Source organism: Massilia sp. DJPM01 (assembly GCF_030348125.1).
GTDB classification, from domain to species: Bacteria; Pseudomonadota; Gammaproteobacteria; order Burkholderiales; family Burkholderiaceae_D; genus Telluria_A; species Telluria_A frigida.
The window spans coordinates 57577-79990 of sequence record NZ_JAQOZV010000020.1; the positions used below are offsets into that span (position 1 = coordinate 57577).

Annotated in this window: 22 protein-coding genes and 2 tRNA genes; 9 read left to right on the forward strand and 15 right to left on the reverse strand. The window is 63.3% G+C overall.

Annotated elements, in window-relative coordinates; translation table 11 throughout:
* Positions 1-178: 178 nt before the first annotated feature.
* The 3 genes from PO883_RS14790 (at position 179) to PO883_RS14800 (ending at position 3742) form a co-directional block, all read left to right on the forward strand.
* Positions 179-1930 carry a methyl-accepting chemotaxis protein gene (locus PO883_RS14790; protein ID WP_289310445.1) on the forward strand — a complete coding sequence of 584 codons (1752 nt, stop codon included), beginning with the start codon at positions 179-181 and terminating at the stop codon, positions 1928-1930.
* A gap of 120 nt (positions 1931-2050) precedes the next feature.
* Positions 2051-2392, forward strand: coding sequence for an energy transducer TonB (locus tag PO883_RS14795; protein WP_167086392.1), 342 nt, complete (start codon positions 2051-2053; stop codon positions 2390-2392).
* Between the two features lie 126 nt (positions 2393-2518).
* Positions 2519-3742, forward strand: coding sequence for an MFS transporter (locus PO883_RS14800; RefSeq protein WP_289310446.1), 1224 nt, complete (start codon positions 2519-2521; stop codon positions 3740-3742).
* 8 nt (positions 3743-3750) lie between these two features.
* Here the strand turns inward: PO883_RS14800 and PO883_RS14805 are convergent, their stop codons facing one another.
* From PO883_RS14805 to PO883_RS14830, 6 genes are all read right to left on the reverse strand, one after another.
* Positions 3751-5535, reverse strand: coding sequence for an acyltransferase family protein (locus tag PO883_RS14805; protein WP_289310447.1), 1785 nt, complete (start codon positions 5533-5535; stop codon positions 3751-3753).
* 8 nt (positions 5536-5543) lie between these two features.
* A complete protein-coding gene (locus tag PO883_RS14810; RefSeq protein WP_373890069.1) occupies positions 5544-5744 on the reverse strand; it encodes an acyltransferase family protein in 201 nt (66 codons plus the stop codon).
* 469 nt (positions 5745-6213) lie between these two features.
* A complete protein-coding gene (locus tag PO883_RS14815; protein ID WP_289310448.1) occupies positions 6214-6417 on the reverse strand; it encodes a hypothetical protein in 204 nt (67 codons plus the stop codon).
* Between the two features lie 206 nt (positions 6418-6623).
* Complete coding sequence (locus tag PO883_RS14820; RefSeq protein ID WP_167086388.1) at positions 6624-6845, reverse strand: hypothetical protein; 222 nt, start codon at positions 6843-6845, stop codon at positions 6624-6626.
* 81 nt (positions 6846-6926) lie between these two features.
* Complete coding sequence (locus PO883_RS14825) at positions 6927-7637, reverse strand: hypothetical protein (protein WP_289310449.1); 711 nt, start codon at positions 7635-7637, stop codon at positions 6927-6929.
* A gap of 2 nt (positions 7638-7639) precedes the next feature.
* The gene (locus tag PO883_RS14830) at positions 7640-8056 is read right to left on the reverse strand and encodes a hypothetical protein (RefSeq protein ID WP_289310450.1); all 417 of its coding nucleotides are present in this window, start codon (positions 8054-8056) and stop codon (positions 7640-7642) included.
* 306 nt (positions 8057-8362) lie between these two features.
* Here PO883_RS14830 and PO883_RS14835 point away from each other — a divergent pair, with 306 nt between their 5' ends.
* From PO883_RS14835 to PO883_RS14845, 3 genes are all read left to right on the forward strand, one after another.
* Entirely contained in the window at positions 8363-10525 is a 2163-nt protein-coding gene (locus PO883_RS14835; protein ID WP_289310451.1) for a peptidase domain-containing ABC transporter, read from the forward strand.
* 7 nt (positions 10526-10532) lie between these two features.
* On the forward strand, positions 10533-11954 hold the full coding sequence (locus tag PO883_RS14840; protein WP_289310452.1) for an HlyD family type I secretion periplasmic adaptor subunit: 1422 nt from the start codon (positions 10533-10535) through the stop codon (positions 11952-11954).
* An 80-nt stretch (positions 11955-12034) separates the two neighbouring features.
* Complete coding sequence (locus tag PO883_RS14845; protein WP_289310453.1) at positions 12035-13294, forward strand: glycosyltransferase family 4 protein; 1260 nt, start codon at positions 12035-12037, stop codon at positions 13292-13294.
* A gap of 37 nt (positions 13295-13331) precedes the next feature.
* Here PO883_RS14845 and PO883_RS14850 read toward each other — a convergent pair whose 3' ends face one another.
* A complete protein-coding gene (locus PO883_RS14850) occupies positions 13332-13742 on the reverse strand; it encodes a TerB family tellurite resistance protein (RefSeq protein ID WP_289310454.1) in 411 nt (136 codons plus the stop codon).
* A 262-nt stretch (positions 13743-14004) separates the two neighbouring features.
* On the opposite strand from PO883_RS14850, the gene PO883_RS14855 reads away from it, so the two are divergent.
* Entirely contained in the window at positions 14005-14583 is a 579-nt protein-coding gene (locus PO883_RS14855) for a hypothetical protein (protein WP_289310455.1), read from the forward strand.
* Between the two features lie 115 nt (positions 14584-14698).
* On the opposite strand, the gene PO883_RS14860 is transcribed toward PO883_RS14855, so the two are convergent.
* The 4 genes from PO883_RS14860 to PO883_RS14875 all read right to left on the reverse strand — a co-directional run bounded on the left by PO883_RS14860 (position 14699) and on the right by PO883_RS14875 (position 18073).
* Positions 14699-14774: transfer RNA gene (locus PO883_RS14860), tRNA-His, on the reverse strand.
* 101 nt (positions 14775-14875) lie between these two features.
* On the reverse strand, positions 14876-15847 hold the full coding sequence (gene murI, locus PO883_RS14865) for a glutamate racemase (RefSeq protein WP_289310456.1): 972 nt from the start codon (positions 15845-15847) through the stop codon (positions 14876-14878).
* Between the two features lie 53 nt (positions 15848-15900).
* Positions 15901-17442, reverse strand: a complete 1542-nt coding sequence (locus PO883_RS14870; protein ID WP_289310457.1) for a fumarate hydratase — start codon at positions 17440-17442, stop codon at positions 15901-15903.
* Positions 17443-17458: 16 nt separating this feature from the next.
* Complete coding sequence (locus PO883_RS14875; protein WP_289310458.1) at positions 17459-18073, reverse strand: YqhA family protein; 615 nt, start codon at positions 18071-18073, stop codon at positions 17459-17461.
* Positions 18074-18364: 291 nt separating this feature from the next.
* Between PO883_RS14875 and acs the strand changes: the two genes are divergently transcribed.
* Positions 18365-20365: an acetate--CoA ligase gene (gene acs / locus PO883_RS14880; protein ID WP_289310459.1), complete on the forward strand. Its 2001-nt coding sequence runs from the start codon at positions 18365-18367 to the stop codon at positions 20363-20365.
* A 78-nt stretch (positions 20366-20443) separates the two neighbouring features.
* Positions 20444-20534, forward strand: a tRNA-Ser gene (locus tag PO883_RS14885).
* A gap of 56 nt (positions 20535-20590) precedes the next feature.
* Here the strand turns inward: PO883_RS14885 and PO883_RS14890 are convergent.
* The 4 genes from PO883_RS14890 to PO883_RS14905 all read right to left on the reverse strand — a co-directional run bounded on the left by PO883_RS14890 (position 20591) and on the right by PO883_RS14905 (position 22324).
* A complete protein-coding gene (locus PO883_RS14890; RefSeq protein WP_289310460.1) occupies positions 20591-20821 on the reverse strand; it encodes an AlpA family transcriptional regulator in 231 nt (76 codons plus the stop codon).
* Between the two features lie 79 nt (positions 20822-20900).
* Complete coding sequence (locus tag PO883_RS14895; protein WP_289310461.1) at positions 20901-21209, reverse strand: hypothetical protein; 309 nt, start codon at positions 21207-21209, stop codon at positions 20901-20903.
* Complete coding sequence (locus tag PO883_RS14900; protein ID WP_289310462.1) at positions 21206-21388, reverse strand: hypothetical protein; 183 nt, start codon at positions 21386-21388, stop codon at positions 21206-21208. The genes PO883_RS14895 and PO883_RS14900 overlap by 4 nt, the downstream gene beginning before the upstream one ends.
* 153 nt (positions 21389-21541) lie before the next feature.
* Positions 21542-22324: a phage regulatory protein/antirepressor Ant gene (locus PO883_RS14905; RefSeq protein WP_289310463.1), complete on the reverse strand. Its 783-nt coding sequence runs from the start codon at positions 22322-22324 to the stop codon at positions 21542-21544.
* Between the last annotated feature and the right edge of the window lie 90 nt (positions 22325-22414).

Below are 22414 nucleotides of genomic sequence, written 5' to 3' on the forward strand. Positions count from 1 at the left end.
AATTCGTTCTCAAATCAACGTTTTTGCATGCGCAGTCACTGTTTTGATTTATCCTCAATGGAACGCAGATAGCCAGGCGTTTCTTCAGAGATATCGGCAAGCCGGTGCCAGCTGCACCCCACAGTGCCCGCGGTTACCCTAGCTAATTCGATCAATAGTTCCATAGAAAAGACGCGAAATGAATTTATCCAACATGAAGGTCGGCACCCGTTTAGGTCTTGGATTTGCCCTCGTCCTGTCTTTTCTGGTCGCGGTCACCATCGTCGGTATCATCAGCATGGCGCAGATCCAGGCCCGTCTGGATAATGTGGTCGGCGTCAACAATGTGGTGACCCGTCTCGTGATCGACATGCGCACCAATGTCAGCGAGCGCATCGTCTCGCTGCGCATCCTGACCCTGATGACCGACGCGGCCGACATGGAACCGGAAATGAAGCGCATCAAGGAACAAACCGGCCGCTACGACGATGCCCAGAAGAAGCTGGGCGAGAAGTTCGCCGCCGGCGGCTCGGCCGAGGAAAAGAGCTTGCTGTCCCAGATCAAGGAACACGAAGCGCTGGCCATGCCGGCCCTGGCCAAGGCGTCCGAACTGTGGCTGGCCAACAAGGCCGAAGACGCGACCCGCGTGATGATCAAGGAAATCCGTCCGGTCCAGAAAAAATGGATGGAAGCGCTGGAACAGCTCGCCGCCCTCGAAGACAAGCTCAATAGCGCAGCCCAGAAAGATGCCGAACGCGGCTTCGAGAACGCCCGCCTGAGCATGCTGATCCTGGGCGGCGTCGCCATCCTGCTGGGCGGTATCGCTGCCGTGTTCATCACCCGCGGCCTGCTCAAGCAGCTCGGCGGCGAGCCGGACTACACCGCCCGGATCGCCAGCAGCATCGCCCACGGCGACCTGTCGGTCCGCATCGAAACCAGCGGCGCCGACAAGGGCAGCCTGCTGATGGAAGTGCGCGAAATGCGCAACAGCCTGAAAGATATCGTCGGCCAGGTGCGCGGCGGCACGGAAACCATCGGCACCGCCTCGCGTGAAATCGCGGCCGGCAATATCGACCTGTCATCGCGTACCGAAATGCAAGCCAGCGCGCTCGAAAAGACCGCCTCGGCCATGGAAGAATTGACCTCGACCGTGAAACAGAATGCCGACAATGCGCGCGAAGCCAACCAGCTCGCCGCCAGCGCCTCGGAAGTGGCCCGCAAGGGAGGCGAAGTGGTGTCGCAAGTGGTCGACACGATGGGTTCCATCAACGCCTCGGCCAACAAGATTGTCGACATCATCGGCGTGATCGATGGCATTGCCTTCCAGACCAACATCCTGGCGCTGAACGCAGCGGTGGAAGCGGCCCGTGCCGGCGAACAGGGCCGCGGTTTCGCGGTGGTCGCCTCGGAAGTGCGCAACCTGGCGCAGCGCTCGGCGGCGGCGGCGAAAGAAATCAAGAACCTGATCGGCGATTCGGTCGAGAAGGTCGAGCGCGGCAGCAAGCTGGTCGGCCAGGCCGGCGTGACGATGGATGAAGTCGTCGCCAGCGTCAAGCGCGTCACCGACATCATGGGCGAGATCGCCAACGCCAGCCAGGAACAGAGCGCCGGCATCGAACAAGTGAATATGTCGATCATCGAGATGGACAGCATGACCCAGCAGAATGCGGCCCTGGTCGAACAGGCCGCCGCCGCCGCGCAAAGCTTGCAGGACCAGGCCAGCGAGCTGGCGCACGTGGTCAGCATCTTCAAGCTGGTCGAAGGCGAAGAAACCCACGTCGCCGCGCCTTCCTCGATGGCGGTGGCGGCTCCGGCGCGTCCGGCCAAGCCGGCGCCGCTGCGCGTGGCCAAGCCGCTCCTCAAGCGTCCGGCGCCAGCTGCGGCGGCGACGCCCGCCAAGCCGAAAAAAGCCGCCGCCACCAGCGGCAGCGATGAATGGGAAGAATTCTGATCCGTTTCCCGCCCGGCTGGCAAGCGCGGGGTGCAACGGACGGACAGGTGCAGTGCAAGCTGCAGCGTTAGCGCCGACGTGATACAGGCGCGCGGTTGTACCTTATTGTCAGGGAATTGTATGTTGACCTCTACGCGTTCGATGAGTGTGATCGCTGGCTTGCTGGTGTGCGGCGCGGCGGCGGCGGGCGAAGTGCCGGCCAGTTTCGATGCCTCCAAGTGCAAGGCCGAGTATCCCAAGGCTTCGCTGATGAACGAGGAACAGGGCACGGTGTCGATGTCCTTCCTGGTCGCCGCGGACGGCTCGGTGGTCGAATCGAAGCTGGAAAAAACCAGCGGCTTCAAGAACCTCGACAAGGCCGCCATCAAGTCGATCAGCGCCTGCAAGTTCAAGCCGGGCACCAAGGATGGCGCCCCGGCCCAGACCTGGACCAAGGTCGACTACGCCTGGAAACTCGACTGATCCGCTAGCCCCGTTGCACGCGGCCGGTCCGCCCGGACTGGTCGCGGCAAACCGTTTTCTGGTGCCGGCGCTGCCTGGCGGCGGCACCGGTTTACATATTGTCCTCGCGCATGTATGGTCGCGCGCATGCACATCCACCTCCTCATTGCCGCAGCCTGCCTGCTGGGCCTGTTTTCGACCATCGGCGCCGCGCTGCCCTATCCCATCCTGCCGCCCCTGTTCGCGTCGGGCGCCAGCAACGGTCTCAATTCCTTTCTCGGCCTGCCGCCCAAGATGCTGTTCGGCCTGGCCCTGACCATCAATCCGCTCGGCCTGCTGATCGGGAATACCCTGCTCGGCCCGCTGTCGGACCGCTACGGCCGCCGCCCGCTACTGATGGCCACGACCTTCGGCGCCGCCCTCGGCCATGTGCTCACGGCGCTGGCGCTGCTGCTCGAATCGTATCCGCTGTTTATCCTGGCCCGCTTCGGCACCGGCCTGCTGGAAGGCAACGGCGCCGTGGTGCGCGCCATGCTGGCCGACCGCCTCGAAGGCGAGCTGCGCGTGCGCGCGCTGTCGTGGCTGAACGGCGCTTTTTACCTGGGCTGGCTGGCCGGGCCGCTGCTGGCCGGCGCCACCGTGGTGTTTGGCATCACCGTGCCGTTCTGGATTGCCGCCGGTGCGCTGGTGCTGACCACGGCGCTGGTGGCGGCGGTGCTGCCGCGCGAGGCGGCCTCGCTGGCCACTACCTCGTGGTGGTACGTGGCGCGCCACCAGCACGCGTTTCACCTGCTGCGCCACGGCGGCCTGCGCAAGCTGTTCGTCGTCCAGTTCGCCTATACCTGCGGCGTGACCGCCTTTTACGAGTTTTATCCCTTGTGGCTGGTGGAATTTCCCGGCTACGGCGCGCCCGGCATCGCCTGGATCACCGCCGCCCTGTGCGCGGTGATGACGTTCACGGCCGTGTTCGCCGGACGCCCGAGCCGCATCGCGCCCTTGCAGCGGGCGGCCTGGAGCGCTTTCGGCGGCGCCGCCGCCATCGCCGCGCTGGCGCTGGGCAATGTCTGGCTGGGCTTGGCGGCAATCGTGCTGTTCGGCATTCCGAATGCGTTTTATAACGCCATCGTGCCGGGCTGGTGCGCGGAGCGTTTCGGCGCCCTGGGGCAGGGCGCGGTGATGGGATTGCTGTCGACCACGTTTTGCCTGGCGAATATCGTCATGGCCCTGGTCGGGTCGGTGCTGACCCTGGTCGATACGCGCCTGGTGCTGTTGCTGGGCGCGCTGTTGTCGGCCTGGGCCGCATGGCGCCTGCTGGGCTGGCGCGTGGGGATGGCGGGTCCCGCCGTGTCAGGCGGGACCCCCGAAGGCTGAGGCGGGAATCAGCCGGCCGGCGCCGGCTTGCCCTGGGCCATCGGCAGCGGCTGCGCGGACGCGCTGGCGCCTGGCGCGGCGCGCTGGATGGTCGGATCGAGGAAGCTGGCGGCGCGCCGGCTGTAGGCGGGACGCATGTGGATGGTGTCCGTGTACAGCGGCGCGCCGGCATCGTCGAGCACCGGGCAGACATTGTCCTTGCACATGTACTGGGCCGGTTCGATGACGATGGCGCCGGTGTCGGCGGCAAGCGCGGTCAGGCGCGCCAGCGGCGCGGCGTTGCGCTGGCGGTAGTCGGCCAGGTCGAACGCGGGCACCTTGGCCAGCGGTGCGATGGCGCCGAAACGCGAGCCGGTGTACATCGACTGCGGATCGAAGGCGGCGCCGGCCGGCGGTTGCAGCACCAGGAACACGCGCTTGCCGTTCTTGCGCAGCTTGGCAAGGCTGGCGTGCAGCGCCGCGTACGCCAGTTCCTGGGCATCGGCCGCCGGGAAGGCTTTCGTGACGCCGCCTTTTTCAAACAGCAGTTCGTGCTGGCCGGCGTTGAAGTAGCCGTACCAGGCCGCGCCCACCACCACCGTGTCGACTTGCGGGCTGTTGGCCAGCGCGTAGGCCGCATTGACCGTCTTGGGACACAGCGGGAAGCGGATTTGCGGCAGGCGCACCGTGTTTTCGATCGGCGGACAGCCGCCGGCCGTGGCGAAGATGACGCTGCTGAAGCGCGCCGGATCGCTGGCCACGGCGTGTTCGATGCGCGGGCCGTATTGCTGCATCACGGAGTCGCCCAGGAACACGGTCAGGCCCGGCCCGCGGCTGACGGCTTTCTGGAATACCACGCCGTCGTAACGCATCGGCGCCAGGGTCGGGCCGGGGAACTGGCTGTCGTTCAGGGCCGCCAGGTAAGGCTCGGCGCCATGGGTGTCGATGCGTTCGCGCAGCACGCTGGTGCCGATCGCCAGGCCCAGCACGGCAATGGCGACCATGCCCATTCCCAGCGACCAGGTGACGCGGCTGCGGTCGCGCCGGTCGCGTAGCGGGATTTCGACCAGGCGGTAGGTAAGATAAGCGAGCACGAAGCCGGCGCCCACCAGCGCCAGCTTGATGGCGATCGGCGGCTTCTGGCCGTAGATGATGTGGCCGTAGGACAGCAGCGGCCAGTGCCACAGGTACAGGGGATAGCTGATCAGCCCGATTGCGACGGGCAGGCGCCGTCCCAGCACCAGGCGGTTCAGCAAGCCATTCTTGCCGGCCAAAATCAGCAGGCACGCGCCGCCGACCGGCAGCATGGCCCACCAGCCGGGGAACAGCGACTGCGCATTGGTCAGCCAGAACGCCAGGCCCAGCAGCAGCGCGCCGCCCAGCGACAGCAGCGTGCCGTGCCGCTCGAAGCGCTGCGCGTGATGCAGGTGCAGCCAGGCGACCACGCCGCCGGCCATCAGTTCCCAGAAGCGCGTCAGCGGCGAGAAAAACGCGGCCACCGGATGGTCGTTCACCAGCAGCAGGTTGGCGCTCATCGAGATCACGAAGATGATGCCGGCCACCCACAGGAAGCGCAGCTTGCGCGAGAACACCAGCCACAGGATCAGCGGCCACAGGATATAGAACTGTTCCTCGACCCCGAGCGACCACAGGTGCAGGAAGGGCTTGGTGATGCCATCGTTGTCGAAATAGCCCGCTTCGTTCCACAGCACCAGGTTCGAGACGAAGGTGGTGCCGGCCACGGCGTGCTTGCCGATCTGCTCGAATTCGCCGCGCAGCAAGACCACCCAGCCGAAGGCGAGGGTGGCCAGCATGACCACGGTCAGGCCGGGAAAATGCGGCGGATGCGGCGCACGTAAAAGTCGGCGATGCTGAATTTCCCCTTTTCAAGCTGGGACAGCAGGATCGAGGTAATCAGGAAGCCGGAAATGACGAAGAATATGTCGACGCCCACGAAGCCGCCGGCGAACCAGGTCGGCCAGGCGTGGAACACGATGACGGCGACGACCGCCAGCGCACGCATGCCATCGATATCGGGCCGGTAGGCGAGGGCGCCCGCGTGCGCGGTATGCGAATTGGTTTGAATGACTGTCTCCAGGAGAATTAGGTAAAAAACAAGGCCGACAACACGCGCATTATAGAGGAAGCGCCCAGGCGGGTTGTGAATGGTTCAATACGGTGCGCCTGTAAATGTTGTCGAAAACGCCGTGATGGTACCCTTTCGCGGTTTGACAGCGCGCGTGGGGCGGCGTTTCCATTCAATGATGGCCGCTTGGGCGCGGTCAACGCCGCCCGGGTGCCCGGGCGGCTTGCGGTGCGCCGGCGCGTTCTAGCAGTCTGTCGGACTTAGAAAACGAAAACGCGATGGCGCGCCTCAAACGAAAAAATATGAACTGCGGACACCATCCGAGGCATTTAAATGCCGAAATTCAGCCTAAATTTTCAGCAGTGGGGGCAAAATATTTCTTTTGTACCCATAGTCCGACAGGCTGCTAGCGTGCCGCTTGCGCGCGGCGCGCCTTGCGCAAGCGGTAGCGTTTGCGTAGCCACAGGAACAGGGGGAGGCCTACCAGCAGCCACGGCAGGACGGCGACGGTCACGGTGATCAGGGTCGCCAGGCTCGACATCAGCACGCGCCCGGATTCGCCGGCCGCCCGCGCCGCCGGCGCGTCCCAGCTGTCCCAGGCGCCCAGCACTGGGCACCAGAGTCAGCTCGACCCGGGTCAGCTCGGTCTGGCAAGAGATTTCATGGAAGGGGAAGGGATGGGTGTTGAGCGAATCAGAACATCAGGCACGCGCCGTCCCTTGGCCAGCGCAGGCTGGCTGTGCAGGCGGCCGCCTGGCGCGCCCTGATCGGGCGTCGCCCCGGCGCCATGCGCGCGCTGCTTGCCTGGGGGGCAGGCTAGCTGACTGCGGCGGCGCGCAAGCGGCGTGCGGCCTGGCGGCGGTCGTAGCTTTCGATCAGCGCGTTTTGTGAGATTTCATCGCCAATGCCGCGCAGCTTGAGAAAGCGCTGGGCGGCATCGCTGCCGAAGGCGCGCTGCAATGCAATAGCTTCGTGCAGTTGCGCTGCGGTTTCAAGGTCCTGGCGACGGTCTTCGTGGCGGCGGTCTGCATCGTCCATGTTGTTCTCCCGGTTACTGTATTGCATTTATAGCACGCAGAGAAAACGCATGCTTGAAATCCGCGTACCGAACGCAGATTCTTACGCGAATCTCAGCCGGCCGGCGAAAAGGATGCTCAATGCATGCAGGGGCGAGGACAGCATGGGCGCCGGGCTATGGGTGCTGTCGCAGCCGCAGTTGCCGCAGTAATGGCGCCGGTGGGGCGTTTGCGCAAAGCTGCCCAGGTCCAGGTGCGGATGGCCGCAACGCGCGCAATTTACGCAGCCGGGCGCCGGTCCGGCCGATGCCGCCCGGGTGTAGGCCAGCAGGGCGGGCGGGGTGATGTTGACCTGCACGATGCCGCTGCCGGGAAACGGCGCGCGCGGGCCGCTGTTGCAGATCGCCACGGCCGGGTAGCGTCCGGCCCGGCTTGCTTGCAGACCGGCAGGCACGCTGGCCACCTCCATGCCGCCCCCGGCAGCGCTGGCAATCGTCACGCTGGCGCAGGCCGCCAGGTCGATCAGCGGGGGATGCAGGGCGTAGCCCATCGGCTCGGCATGGCGCGCGCAGCGGCGCTGGCCGCTGTGCGCCAGCGCGGCCAGGTCTGCCTTCACGCCCCAGTAGGTCTGGTGCGTACGGCACCAGTGGCGCGCGGCGCCGTTGCGGTATTTGCCGGCCGCGACCAGCACGCAGGCGACCAGCGCATCGTCGCCATGATCGGCGGGAAAGTGTCCTGACAGCTGGCCGGTCGCCACCGTGATGTGCCCGACCGTGGCCTCGTGCGGCCAGCAGATGCCGGCAAGGTGCTGCAAGCTCAGTCGGAATGGGCGATGTACAGGTCGCCCTTGCCGTCCGGCAGCCAGGTTTCGGCGATGTCGGAGCTGACGTCGAAAAAGCCCACGCCGTGCTTGGCCGCCAGCCGGGTGACGGTGGCGTGCGCTTCGTCGATCTGGTCCCACGAAAACGTGATGTAGATGAGCGACTTGCCGATGGTGTAGTCGGTGCCGGGGCTGTCCTCGCGGTCTTCCTCGCCGGCCAGGTCTTCCAGCGCCAGCGCCGGGAAGGTTTGCACGATGTCGGCGTAGAACGCTTGCAGTGCCGGGGTGGCGACGGCGGGGTCGGCGTAGGAATGGCCTTCACTCCACTCGGCTTGTTCGTCATACCAGGCCAGGAAAGCCTCGCGCTTCTTGGGCGCGGCTTCCGGGGCGAAAACCATCAGATCGTAACTCATGCGTGTGGGCCTCTCAAGTTGATATGCGCTGGACGGCACGTTCGGTATTGTAGTCGACCGGCCGCCGCCTGACGCCCCGTGCCGGCTGATTCCCGAGCCGTATGACAGCGGTTTCAGCGGCTTCGTGATATCGACATAGCATCAGCCGTCTATTTCTGTAAGGTAACAATGTTTTTTGTTAATAACTACTGAGTGGAAACATTAATTTTCCATAAAAATTGAATTCGACTCCATTTGCGGGTATCGTTCTGGGCCAAATTTGTATTTATTTCTGCTTCGGCAATTCACTCGGAAACGCAGTTTTTTATGAACCACAAAGAAATCCAGGCAGACGCCTTTTTCTGGGCGCTGCAAGGTATTTGCGCGCTCCACCGACAGCCTTTTTCCCTCGAACTTGCACAGCAACAGCTGGCCGCCCCGCACACGGTCGCGTCGCTGACGCAGGCCGCCGGCGTGTACGGCTTCGATGCGGCGCTGCGCAAAGTCAAGGCGGGCAAGCTGAGGCACGAAGCGTTTCCGCTCGTGGCATGGCTGCAAGCGCCGTCCGATGGCGACAGCGCCGCCGGCGCGGTCCCGGCACTGATTCTGCAGGCCGACGGCGCCAGCGTGCTGATTGTCGAAGCAGGCGACCCCGCTCCCAGGCAAATGACCCTGTCCGATCTGGCCCAGTGCTACCTGGGCCAGGTCACGCGCATCGCGCCGCGCGACGCGGGCGGCGCCGATCCGGACAGCGCGGCCGACGCCCTGAAGTCGCGCCGCTTCGGCTTTCGCTGGTTCATTCCGGAATTGATGAAGCACAAGCAGCTCTGGCGCGAAGTGCTGCTGGCCTCGCTGGTGATCCAGCTGATCGCCCTCGCCACGCCGCTGTTTACCCAGGCCATCATCGACAAGGTGGTGGTGCACCACACCCAGAGCACCCTGATCGTGATTGCCATCGGCATGGCGGTGTTCGTGCTGTTTTCGGCGGCCTTGTCGTGGGTCCGGCAATACCTGGTACTGCACACCGGCAACCGGGTCGATGCCGTGCTGGGCGCGACCGTCTTCGAGCGCCTGTTCAAGCTGCCGCCGATGTATTTCCAGCACCGCCCGACCGGGGTGATCGCCGCGCGCATGCAGGGCGTCGAAACGATCCGCGAATTCATCGCCGGCGCCGCCGTGACCCTGGTGCTGGACTTGCCGTTCCTGCTGATCTTCGTGGCGATCATGTTCTATTACAGCGTCACGCTGACCTTGCTGGTGCTGGCCATTCTCGGCGTGATCGTGGCGCTCAGCGCCATCGTCGCGCCCCTGTTCCAGACCCGCCTGCAAGAGCAATTCCAGCTTGGCGCGCGCAACCAGGCGTTTCTGACGGAATATATCGCCGGCATGGAAACCGTGAAATCGCTCCAGCTCGAACCGCAACTGAACAGTAAGTACAGCGCTTACCTGGCCAGTTACCTTGCGGCCGGCTTTTCCACCAAACAGCTGGCGAATACCTATAACTCGAGCGCCAATCTGCTCGAACAACTGATGAGTTTGTTAATCCTCGCGATCGGTGCCTACACCGTCATGCACGACACCCACTTCACGATCGGCATGCTGGTGGCGTTCCAGATGTTCTCGGGCCGCCTGTCGCAGCCGATGATGCGCCTGGTGGGCCTGTGGCAGCAATTCCAGCAAGCCAGCCTGTCGGTCGCGCGCCTGGGCGACCTGATGAATGCGCCCACCGAGCCGTATTCGCTGGTCCCTTCGCGCGACGGCAGCCGCAAGGGCCTGGTGCAGATCGATGGGTTGGCGTTCAAGTATGCCGAGCATTTGCCGCTGGTCTACGAAAATCTGTCCCTGACCATCCAGCCCGGCCAGACCATCGGCATCATGGGGCCGTCCGGCTGCGGCAAGAGTACCCTGGCCAAGCTGCTGCAGGGCTTCTATCAGCCGAGCGCAGGGCGCATCGTCATCGACGGGGTCGATATCCGCTATCTCTCGGCCAACGAGCTGCGCAGCCACTTCGGAGTCGTGCCGCAGGAAACCGTGCTGTTCTCGGGCACTATTTACGACAACCTGCACATGGCCAGCCCCGACGCCAGCTTCGAGCAAATCGTCGCCGCCTGCAAGATGGCCGAAATCCATGGCGCCATCGAGGCGCTGCCGAAAGGCTACCAGACCGAGATCGGCGAGCGCGGTTCGGGCTTGTCCGGCGGGCAGCGGCAACGCATCGCCATTGCGCGTGCGTTGCTCAAGCGCCCGACCATCCTGGTGTTCGACGAAGCTACCAGCGCCCTCGACGGTCCCACCGCCGAGCAATTCGCGCACACCATCAACGCCTTGCGCGGCAAGATCACGATGCTGTTCATCACCCACGGCTTGCCGAAGGGTTTGCAGGTCGATGCCATCTACCGGCTCGGTGCCCAGGGCGCCCAGCGCGTGGCGCTTGCGAGCGCACTGAATAACACTAGCGCTGGCGGCGATGCGCGCCAGCCCGCAGCCTGAGGATCCCATGACTGACACTACTTCCACCATGGGCCAGCCGCTGGCCCAGCCCGGCAGCGCGCGCGCGAACGGCCAGGTCATCCCGCTGCGCGTGCCGAGCCGCTGGCACGATCCGCTCGGCCTGATCCAGGTCAACGGGCCCGACCGCAGCCGCCGCATTGTCTTATGGATCGTCTCGGTACTGGTACTGGTGCTGATTGTCTGGGCCGCCTTCGGCAAGCTCGACATCATCGCCAGCGCCGACGGCAAGCTGGTTCCGCAAACGCTGGTCAAGATCGTGCAGCCGGCCGAGGCTGGCGTGGTCAAGCAATTGCTGGTGCTCGAAGGCGACAAGGTCAAGGCCGGACAGGTGCTCGCGCGCCTCGACACCACCCTGGCCAGCGCCGACAAGAGCGGCATTGCCAACGACCTGGCGGCGCAGCGGATGCAGGCGCGCCGCATCGAGGCTGAGCTGAGCGGCAAGGCCATGCTGCCCAAGGCCGGCGACGATACGCTGCTGTATGCCCAGGTGCACGCCGAGTACGCCGCGCGCCGCACGGCGTTCGCGGACAGCCTGGAACATGAAAAAGCGCTGCTGGTCAAAGCCGCGCACGAAATGCGCAGCGCACGTGAAACCCTGGCCAAGCTGGAGCAGACCCTGCCGTCGTACCAGGCGGCGGCGAAAAGCTTTTCGGATTTGTCGGCGGACGGTTACGTGTCGGCGCTGCGCAGCGCCGACAAGCAACGCGAAGCGACCGAAAAGGCCAGGGACCTGGACGCGCAAAAATCCACCGTGGCCGCGCTCGGCGCCACCATCGCCGCCCAGGAACAGAAGATCAGCCAGCTGCACAGCGGATACACCAGCGAACTGGAAAAGGAACTGGCGGCGATCCGGGCCCGCATCGGCCAGCTGCAGCCGAACCTGGACAAGACCAGCTACCGCGAAGGCCAGATGGCATTGCGCGCGCCGCAGGATGGCGTGATCAAGGACCTGGCCACGACCACGGTCGGCGCCGTGGTGCAGCCCGGTTCGGTGGTGCTGACCCTGGTGCCGGAGGGCGAGCAGCTGTTTGCCGACATCAATATCAAGAATGAAGATGTGGGCTTCGTGCGGGTCGGCCAGCGCGCGCAGATCAAGTTGTCGGCTTATCCCTTCCAGCGCTTCGGCATGCTCAAGGGCGAGGTGGTGCACGTCAGCGCCGATGCCAGTGAGCCGGCCCGGCAGGGCGGCGCCGAGGCGCAGGAAGGCGGCCAGGTCCCGGCCATGGCCAGCTACAAGGCGCGCATCCGGCTCGACCAGCAAAGCCTGAAGGACCCCCAGGGCACGGTGCTGCGGATTACCCCGGGCATGCAAGTCATGGCGGAGATTAACCAGGGCCAACGCACGGTGCTGGAATATCTGCTTTCTCCTGTACAAAAAGCGGTGTCCGAAGCGGCGCGCGAACGATGAGCGAATCGGCGAATTTTCGGACCGGCTTCGGCTGGTAAGATGCTCGCTTCCAATCTTGCAGGCCAGCGCACCATCGACCTATGACATTCACACCAGCCCAGCCTTTGTCTTCCGGCGCGCCGCGCGCGCGCCGCATCCTGTTCATACATCAAAACTTTCCCGGCCAGTTCAAGCGCATCGCCTCGCACCTGGCGCGCGATCCGGCGTACGACGTGCTGGCGATTGGCAAGGACGGCTGTCCCGGCTTGCCGGACGTGCGCACGCTTACCTACAAGCTGCACCGTGGCGCGGCCAAGGAAACCCACCACTACGCCCGGCCCTTCGAGGCGGGCATCCTGCATGGACAGGCATGCCTGCGGGTCTTGCTGGCGATGAAAGAGAAGGGCTTCGCGCCGGACGTGATCATCGCCCATCCGGGCTGGGGCGACACCATGTTCGTGCGGGAAGCGTTTCCGGATGCGCGGCTGGTGCATTTTTCCGAGTTCTACTATCACACGGACAACGCCGATGTCGGCTTCGATCCGGAGTTTCCCAGCACCATAGACGACCGCGCGCGGGTACGCGCCAAGAACGCGCTGCAACTGCTCAACCTGGAAGCCTGCGACATCGCCGTGGCGCCGACCGCGTGGCAGAAAAGCCTGCACCCCAAGCCTTACCACGACAAGATCGCGCTGATTCACGAGGGAGTCGACACCGCCTACCTGTGCCCGAATCCCGACGCCACGTTCACGCTGCCGAACGGCAAGGTGCTGCGTCCGGGCGACCCGGTGGTGACCTATGTGTCGCGCAACCTCGAGCCGTACCGCGGCTTCCACACCTTCATGCGCGCGCTGCCCAAAATCCTGGCCGACAATCCGGACTGCGACATCGTGTTCGCCGGCGGGGCCGACGTGAGCTACGGCGCGCGTCCGGCCGGCGGCCAGACCTGGCGCGCCAGGATGCTGGCCGAGGTCGCCATCGATCCGGATCGCGTGCATTTCCTCGACCGCATTTCCTACGCGCGCTACCGCGACCTGCTGCAGGTCTCGGCCGCGCATATCTACCTGACGTATCCGTTTGTGCTGTCGTGGTCGATGCTTGAAGCGATGGCTTGCGGCTGCCTGGTGATCGGCTCGGACACGGCGCCGGTGACGGAAATCATCCGCGACGGCGACAATGGCGTGCTGGTCGATTTTTTCGATACCGACGCGATTGCCGGCGCCGTCAGCCGGGCCTTGCGCGAGCCAGCGCAATTCGCGCCGCTACGTGCGCGGGCCGTGGCATCGATCAAGGCCGGCTATGCGGTCGAGGAGGGCATTGCCGGCTACCGGCGCCTGATCGACGCCGCGCCGGCAGCGTAACGCCGGGCGGCACCGAGCGGGGCGCCGGCCGCCAGCGTCATGCCTGCTCCAGCACGCGTCCGCTGAAGTTGGTCTCGGCGCACCATAAGGTGCTGGCGCGCGCCAACAGCACCGCTTCGGCATCGGCTAGCCAGCCATCAGCGTCGGCGATGCGCCACATTGCCAGCATCAGCTGACGGCGCAAATCCGGATGGCGGATTTCGTCGAGCAAGCCGTCGAGCATGGCGCCATCGATGCGTACCTCGCCGTGAAATGCCGAGGCCAGCATGTTCTGGCAAAGCTCTTGCAGCAAGGCTTTGAAGCCGGGCTGGTCAAGGTCGATGTGTTGCAGGATCTTGCTGCTGTCGAGGGCGGCAAGTTCGCTTTGCGCCAGATTGCCATCGACCACCATCGCCAGGGCGAGAATCCGGCCGGCTGCCTGAGGGCTATCTGTTTCGTAATGACGCATTGTGCTACTCCATGTAGTGGAAAAGGTGAGTGGAGCAAGTCCACCGAAAAATTATATGGGCGTACGATATAAAGAAAAACTCGATTAAGACTAATTGATAGATCGAGTTTTTCGATGTTTTCGGCGCCGTGGAGCCTTTGTCGCATAAACAGCGCGCCATGCGCTTCGCTTATCAGGCCGGTGCCATAAGGAAACCAAGCGCTGCGACCTGATGGGTCAAGTACAATCAGCGATTCCCGATGCGCTCTTAAGATTGTTTCTCATGAACAGCACCGCCTCGCTCTTACTCTCCGCGTCTTTCCTGTCGTTGTGCGGATGCGCGACCGATCTGGTGTTACCGAAAGATGCGGCGCCGTCTTCAGCGGCTGCTTATGTTGGGGGCAACTTCACCTTGCTGCGGAACACGCGTGCAATCGCCTTCATACTGAAAAACCAGGATACGGCCCAAGAGTTTCCGATTCCGTTCACCAGCAAGGCAAACTATCGTGATGGCCACAATGAGGTTGCGCTCGTTCCACTGCCGCCGGGTCGTTACGCAGCGACGCATTGGGTGTTGTACAACGCATACTATGGCCCGACACTACTCGGCGGAGGACAAGAACTCAAGCGTCGCATGGACGAGAGCATCCTGACGCAGATCTTCGTTCTGCACCCTGGCGAGGTAGTCTTTCTGGGTAAGTTTGTGGGGATCGGCGCCTGGGTTCCCGGGGTAGCGTCGTCGACGACCAGCGCGCAATGGACGGCCGAAAAGCTGACGAAAGAGCAGGCGCAAGGCGATGTCCGTGATAACTACCGGAATTTTGGCCACGTCAATGTGAGGTGTATCGCATGTGACCGCTGACCACATGTCGTCGTCATGATCCGGTCCGCCTTGACTCATGCGCCAGGCGCACCACGACAAAGCGCAGGACAACAAAAAAGCCGCTCAAGGCGGCTTAGTCGGCATGCTAAAACGATGGGGTGGCTGATGGGGCTCGAACCCACGACAACAGGAATCACAATCCTGGACTCTACCAACTGAGCTACAGCCACCATCGAATCTGCATATTGTTCAGATGCTTCCTGAACAGAAAAAGATTATACAAACATCTGGGCGAACTGGCAAATCAAAATGCACTGAAAGCGAAATATTTTCAAATTGCCACTTCGCGAACCGGCGCATCGATGCCGAGCAAGTTGGCAAACGCCGCCGACAGTGCCGTTTTGCTGGCACTGGTATAGCCTTGCAGCGTCGCGGTGGCGCCAGCCTCGACCGGCATTGCGGCCTGACGCGCAATTAAGGGCGCGGGCACATCGTCAGTGCCAGGCCCGGCCGGCGCTGCATCACCCGGGTTCAGTAGCGCAGCGGCACCCAGCAAGCGCGCAAGTTGCCGCGCCACCGCGTCGCCGGTGTCGATCAGCACGATCTCGCGCGCCGTCGCCGCCGCGATGACCTCGCCAAGCATCGCCAGCACGAACGGGTAGTGCGTGCAGCCCAGCACCAGCGTATCGGCACCCTGGTCCAGCAGCGGCACCACATACCGCTCCAGTAGCGTCCGGATCGCCGCCGATTCCAGGTCGCCCAGCTCGATCTGGTCGACCAGGCCCGGACACCCCTGCAGCAAAAACTGCGCATCGCTGGCGGCGCTGATCTGGTCGCGCAGCAGCAGGAACTTGGCGCCGGCGATGGTCACGCTGGTCGCCAGCACGCCCACCTTGCCATTGCGCGTGGCCGCCGCAGCCGGCTTGAGGCCAGGCTCCACCCCGACGATGGGCATGTCGGGATAGTGCGCGCGCAGCACCTTGATGGCGGCCACCGTCGCCGTATTGCATGCCACCACCAGCGCCTTGGCGCCGTTGGCGACCAGAAAACCGGCGACCGCCAGCGAGCGCTCGGCCACCATGCTTTCCGGCTTGTCGCCATACGGCGCAAAACCGGAATCGGCGAAGTACAGCAAATGCTCATGCGGCAGCTGCGCGCGGATATGGCGCAGGACCGACAAACCACCCACGCCGGAATCGAACACGCCGATTGGCGCGGTAGCCGGCGCGGTAGCCGACGCGGTAGCCGACGCGGTAGCCGACGCGGTAGCCAACGCGGTAGCCGACGCGGTAGCCGACGCCATGGCCATCGCTGGGACGCTCGCGCTTGTCACTGGTGTTGTCACTCGTGCGTCACTCAGGCGACGCTGACAGGAATCTTGCCGACGCTCGACAGCGATTCAATCTTGGCTGCCCATTCCTTTGGACCGGTGTTGTGCACCGACGTTCCGTTGGAATCGACCGCCACCGTGACCGGCATGTCGATCACGTCGAACTCGTAGATCGCTTCCATGCCCATGTCGTGGAAACCGAGCACCTTGGCGCTCTTGATCGCTTTCGACACCAGGTAAGCCGCGCCGCCGACCGCCATCAGGTAGGCCGACTTGTGCTTCTGGATCGATTCGATCGCCGCCGGACCGCGCTCGGCCTTGCCGATCATGGCGATCAGGCCGGTTTTTTCCAGCATCATGTCGGTGAACTTGTCCATGCGGGTGGCGGTCGTCGGACCGGCCGGGCCGACCGCTTCGTCGCGCACCGGATCGACCGGGCCGACGTAGTAAATCACGCGGTTCTTGAAGTCGACCGGCAATTGCTCGCCCTTGGCCAGCATGTCCTGGATGCGCTTGTGCGCGGCGTCGCGGCCGGTCAGCATCTTGCCGTTCAGCAGCAAGGTCTGGCCCGGAGTCCACGAGGCGACTTCTTCCTTGGTGAGGGTGTTGAGGTCGACGCGGCGCGATTTCTCGGTGTCCGGGGTCCAGTGCACGTCCGGCCAGGTCGACAGCGCCGGCGGCTCGATGTAGCTCGCGCCCGAGCCGTCCAGCACGAAGTGCGCGTGGCGGGTGGCGGCGCAGTTCGGAATCATGGCCACCGGCTTGGACGCCGCGTGGGTCGGATGCATCATGATCTTGACGTCGAGCACGGTCGTCAGGCCACCCAGGCCCTGGGCGCCGATGCCCAGCGCATTGATCTTGTCGCACAGCTCGATACGCAATTCTTCAGTCTTGTTTTGCGGGCCGCGCAGTTTCAGTTCGTACATGTCGATGTCATCCATCAGCACTTCCTTGGCCATCAGCATGGCTTTCTCGGCGGTGCCGCCGATGCCGATTCCGAGCATGCCCGGCGGACACCAGCCCGCGCCCATAGTCGGCACGGTCTTCATGACCCAGTCGACCAGCGAGTCGGACGGGTTGAGCATGACGAACTTGGACTTGTTCTCGGAGCCGCCGCCCTTGGCCGCGACCTTGACGTCGACGGTATTGCCCTCGACCAGTTCCATGTGGACCACGGCCGGCGTATTGTCCTTGGTATTCTTGCGCTCGAACTGCGGGTCGGCCACGATCGAGGCGCGCAGCTTGTTGTCGTCGAAGTTGTAGGCGCGGCGCACACCTTCGTTGACGGCGTCGGTCACGGTGCCGGAAAAGCCTTCGAAACGCACGCCCATGCCGATCTTGAGGAACACGTTGACGATGCCGGTATCCTGGCAGATCGGGCGCTTGCCCTCGGCGCACATGCGCGAATTGGTCAGGATCTGGGCGATCGCATCCTTGGCGGCATCGCTCTGTTCCGACTCGTAGGCGCGCGCCAGGTGGGCGATGTAATCGGCCGGGTGGTAGTAGCTGATGTACTGGAGGGCGGCGGCAACCGATTCGATCAGGTCTTCCTGCTTGATGATAGTCATGGCTATTCTCGTTGGCTTAGTGAGGGGTCTTGGACTGGTTCTGGGTGCCGATCATGATGCGGTCGGTATAGGCGATCGCCAGCGCCGACAGCAGGAACACGATGTGGATCACCGTCTGCGCGATCAGCACCTTGGGTTCGTACGCGTTGGCGTTAATAAACGTCTTGAGCAGGTGGATCGACGAAATGCCGATGATCGCCATGGCCAGCTTGGTCTTGAGCACCGAGGCGTTCACGTGCGAGAGCCACTCGGGCTGGTCGGGATGGCCTTCCAGGTGCATGCGCGAGACGAAGGTTTCGTAGCCGCCCACGATGACCATGATCAGCAGGTTCGAGATCATCACCACGTCGATCAGGCCGAGCACCACCAGCATGATGGTCGCTTCGTTGAGCTTGGTCGCCTGCTTGGCGCCCGGTACGGTGACTGCATCGAAGATATGCTGCAGCGCCGCCTCGTTACCGAGTACGGCACCGATCAGGTCCTTGAGTTCAACCCAGAAATGGAAAACATACACGCACTGCGCCAGGATCAGGCCCAGATACAGCGGCAACTGCAGCCAGCGGCTCATGAAAATGAGGTTATTCAAGGGGGTCAGTTTTTGACGTTCTTTCGGTAAAATCGGGTCAGACATGAATGCTTGGCTCCAGAGTAAGGCAAAAATTTTCGCTGCGTCATTTTACCAGCGCTTGGCCCGGCTGCAGAGAGCGGCCTCGGTCGGACCTCGTATTGATCTGGCGCAAACCACAGCTGATCGTCATGCCGTGCGCATTGATCTTGTCGTTAATGCAAGTGACCATACCGCTTGATGGCGCTATCCATGTTTTAATGTCTCATCGACCTTCCTCGCCGACGTGCACGTAAGGGCGCAGTAAGCGAGCGGGACTATGGTTTTAGCAAAACAACACCACCAATGGAGACCAGCATGGCAGCAACAGATTCCACCCAGCAGGACAACCCAGGCTTGCAGGAAAGCCGCGTGTTTGCGCCGCCGCCCGACTTCGTGGCCAACGCCGCCATTTCCGGGATGGATGCCTACCATGCACTGTGCGCGGAAGCGGGAGCCGATTACGAAGGCTTCTGGGCGCGCCTGGCGCGCGAAAATCTCGAATGGCACAAGCCGTTCAGCTCGACCCTGGACGAAACCAATGCGCCGTTCTACAAATGGTTCGATGACGGCGAGCTGAACGTGTCGTACAACTGCCTCGACCGCAACCTCAAGAACGGCAACGCCGACAAGACCGCCATCATTTTCGAAGCGGACGACGGCACGGTCACGCGCGCAACGTACCAGGAGTTGTACGAGCGTGTCTGCAAATTTGCCAACGGCCTCAAGGCGCGCGGCATCAAGAAGGGCGACCGCGTCATTATTTATATGTCGATGTCGATCGAAGGCGTGGCCGCCATGCAGGCCTGCGCGCGCATCGGCGCCACCCATTCGGTGGTGTTTGGCGGCTTTTCGGCCAAATCGCTGCAGGAGCGGATTATCGACGCCGGCGCGGTGGCGGTCATCACGGCCGACGAGCAACTGCGCGGCGGCAAGCACCTGCCGCTGAAAAGCATCGTCGACGAAGCGCTGGCGCTGGGCGGCTGCGCCAGCATCAAGAATGTGATCGTCTACAAGCGCACCGGCGGCAACATTGCCTTCACCGAAGGGCGCGACCTCTGGCTGCACGAGCTGGTGGCCGACCAGGCCGCCGATTGTGAGCCGGAATGGGTGGGCGCCGAGCATCCGCTGTTCATCCTGTACACCTCCGGTTCGACTGGCACCCCCAAGGGCGTGCAGCATTCCAGCGGCGGCTACCTGCTGTGGGCCGCGCTGACCATGAAGTGGAGCTTCGACATCAAGCCGCAGGACGTGTTCTGGTGCACGGCCGATATCGGCTGGGTCACCGGCCACAGCTACATCGCCTACGGCCCGCTGGCGGTGGGCGCGACCCAGGTCGTGTTCGAGGGCATCCCGACCTACCCGAACGCGGGGCGTTTCTGGGCCAATATCGCCAAGCACAAGGTCAGCATCTTCTACACGGCGCCGACGGCGATCCGTTCGCTGATCAAGGCGGCCGATGTCGACCCGAGCGTGCATCCGTCCAAGTACGATTTGAGCAGCCTGCGCCTGCTCGGTTCGGTAGGCGAGCCGATCAATCCGGAAGCCTGGATGTGGTACTACAAGAACGTGGGCGGCGAGCGCTGCCCGGTGGTGGACACTTTCTGGCAGACCGAGACGGGCGGCCACATGATCACCCCGCTGCCGGGCGCGACGCCCATGGTGCCGGGTTCGTGCACCTTGCCGCTGCCGGGCATCATGACCGCGATTGTCGACGAGGCCGGCGCGGACGTGCCGAACGGGCAGGGCGGCATCCTGGTGGTCAAGCGGCCGTGGCCGTCGATGATCCGCACCATCTGGGGCAATCCGGAGCGCTTCAAGACCAGCTACTTCCCGGATGAACTGGGCGGCAAGATGTATTTGGCGGGCGACGGCGCGATCCGCAACAAGGAGACGGGCTACTTCACGATCACGGGGCGCATCGATGACGTGCTCAACGTGTCGGGCCACCGCATGGGCACCATGGAGATCGAATCGGCGCTGGTGGCCAATCCGATGGTGGCCGAGGCGGCCGTGGTCGGCAAGCCGGACGACACGACCGGCGAATCGATCTGCGCGTTTGTCGTGCTCAAGCAGGCGCGGCCGACCGGGGAAGAGGCCAAGAAGCTGGCGCTGGAGTTGCGCAACTGGGTGGCCAAGGAAATCGGCCCGATCGCCAAGCCGAAGGAAATCCGCTTCGGCGACAACCTGCCCAAGACCCGTTCCGGCAAGATCATGCGCCGTTTGCTGCGGGTGCTGGCCAAGGGCGAGGCCATCACGCAGGACATCTCGACCCTGGAAAATCCGGCCATCCTGGAGCAGTTGAAGGAAGCCTCGTAAGGGCGCGCGAAATTTTCTTCATACCCTGCGGAATCTTTGCTATAATCTGCGGCTTCGCGAAGGCGGAGATGTAATGCAGGAGAGATGGATGAGTGGTTGAAGTCGCACGCCTGGAAAGCGTGTATAGGTTCATAGCCTATCCGGGGTTCGAATCCCCGTCTCTCCGCCAAAAACAGCAAAAAGCCCCTATGACAGGGGCTTTTTCAATTCTATCTACCCACCTTTCTACCCACCATGCTCCAAAGGGCTTTTGATTGCAGATTGCGGCCTCGACGCTGCGATGCATGCGGCCTGCCAGCACTCAATTTCGGCAGAATCCCAGGCCACTGCCTTTTCGCCAATGTGGATAGGCGCCGGAAAAGTGCCAGCCTTGATCCTCTTGTAGATCGTGGTGCGGCCTAAGCCGACCAGCATGGATACATCATTGAAGCGTAGAAACTTTTTAGGATGGGTCATTAGGTAAATCCTTGTTCTGTTGATTGTCGCGCCACTGGGGCGTGTTCCTTTGGCTGGCCGCATTGAATTAACGTGTAAGTTATGGCGCGCAGTTCTCGTGGCCGACCATTCGCACGTCGACGTCAACGATCTCGGCCTGCTCGAACTCGGCTCGCTGCTTAGCACAGGCCTTGGCCAGAACCTTCAGCGCAGCGCGCTCCTTGTGTTTGGTCGCGGTAATCTGCGCCTTGACATCGGAGTAAGTCCAGTAGCCGGCATCCCATTTCAGACCACCAGGGCGAAGGCGCACTTCTTTTTCGAGTGCCAGCCGCTTAGCGTTCAACGCCATGCGATGGGCGTGAATCGCGTGCCACTTAAGCGCTGCATGGGTAACGTCCCGTGCGCTCACGACGCCCGCTCCAGCTGCGCCAGCTCGTCGGCAACATCAGCCGCCATGCTGGCGCAGGTTTGCAGAGCTTCCATCTGGGTTCCAGATTCAAGTATCGGGATCGCGGCCAGCAGCGCGCTGATCACGTTGGCCAGGCCGGCCAGGCGCCTGACGTCCACTTCGTTGATGGTGGTGCTCACGCTGCATCCATTGAGGATTCGCCGCAAGGCAGCGTTGTGGTATCTTTCTGGTCGTTCATAGCATGCTTTCAAAAATTTTGGCTGTGACAGGCCATCCGGCGTCTGCGCGTCGGGTGGCCTTCTTTTTTTGCGATTGCTGGTTGCCGGCGCGGGTTATTCGGGGCCGAGCGGCAGTGGGCGCTGGGTGTGGCTTTCAGGCGCAGCCAGCCTCTGTGCCACCGCGTCGCTAGCGATCATCTTCGCCAGCGTGGTCAGGCCTTTGTGCGTGATGAGCACCTGCTGCCGCACCTTCTGCTCGCCTGTGGTCTTGCTCGGATATGCAAAGGTTTTGTATTTCAAGTCAAGCGCCTGCAATCGCGTGCGGTAGGCCTTGTACCCTTCTGCGCCTTCCCGCTCATAAATCCAGCCCTTGCTGATCAGGTAGTCGGTAAGGTCGCACTGGCGCATTTGCAGGGTCGCCGCAGCGTCGCGGATGCACAGTGTGCCGTCAGCGCTGGCGATCAGGTCGAACCCGGCCACAGCCGGCGCTTGGTCGGCGACCTTGTGCTCCAGCTGCTGCACTTTGCCCTCAGCTGCACGCTTCGCCTCCACCTCATCGGCCCAGGCGCGCGCTGCTGCTGCCGGGTCGGCGAAGTTCGGCAGGGTTGGTGCCGCGACTTCGCGCTCCAGTTCGCGCCAACGCGCAATGACCTTCCTCCGTAGGACCGCGCTATATCCGGTCAGCAGCGTGTCGGTTAACTCCCGGTCCAGTAGATATTCGGTCTGTCGCCGGTTCAGACCGTCCAGGTACTTGCCCTCAAATTTGAGGGGATCTAAGCCGAGCTCAATGAGCATTGCTTTCGTGTCGCGCTTAACGTTGTCGTGGCGCTTCTCGGTCAGCTCCGCAATTTCCCTGCTCGACATTGCCAGGACCAGTGGAACCATCGGGCCGTTCACGCTGCACCTCCACTGACCAGGTGGAGCACTGGCCGGGTATGGCTTGGAAAAATCCGGGCGTAGTCTTGTGCCATACCGAGGAACATGGCT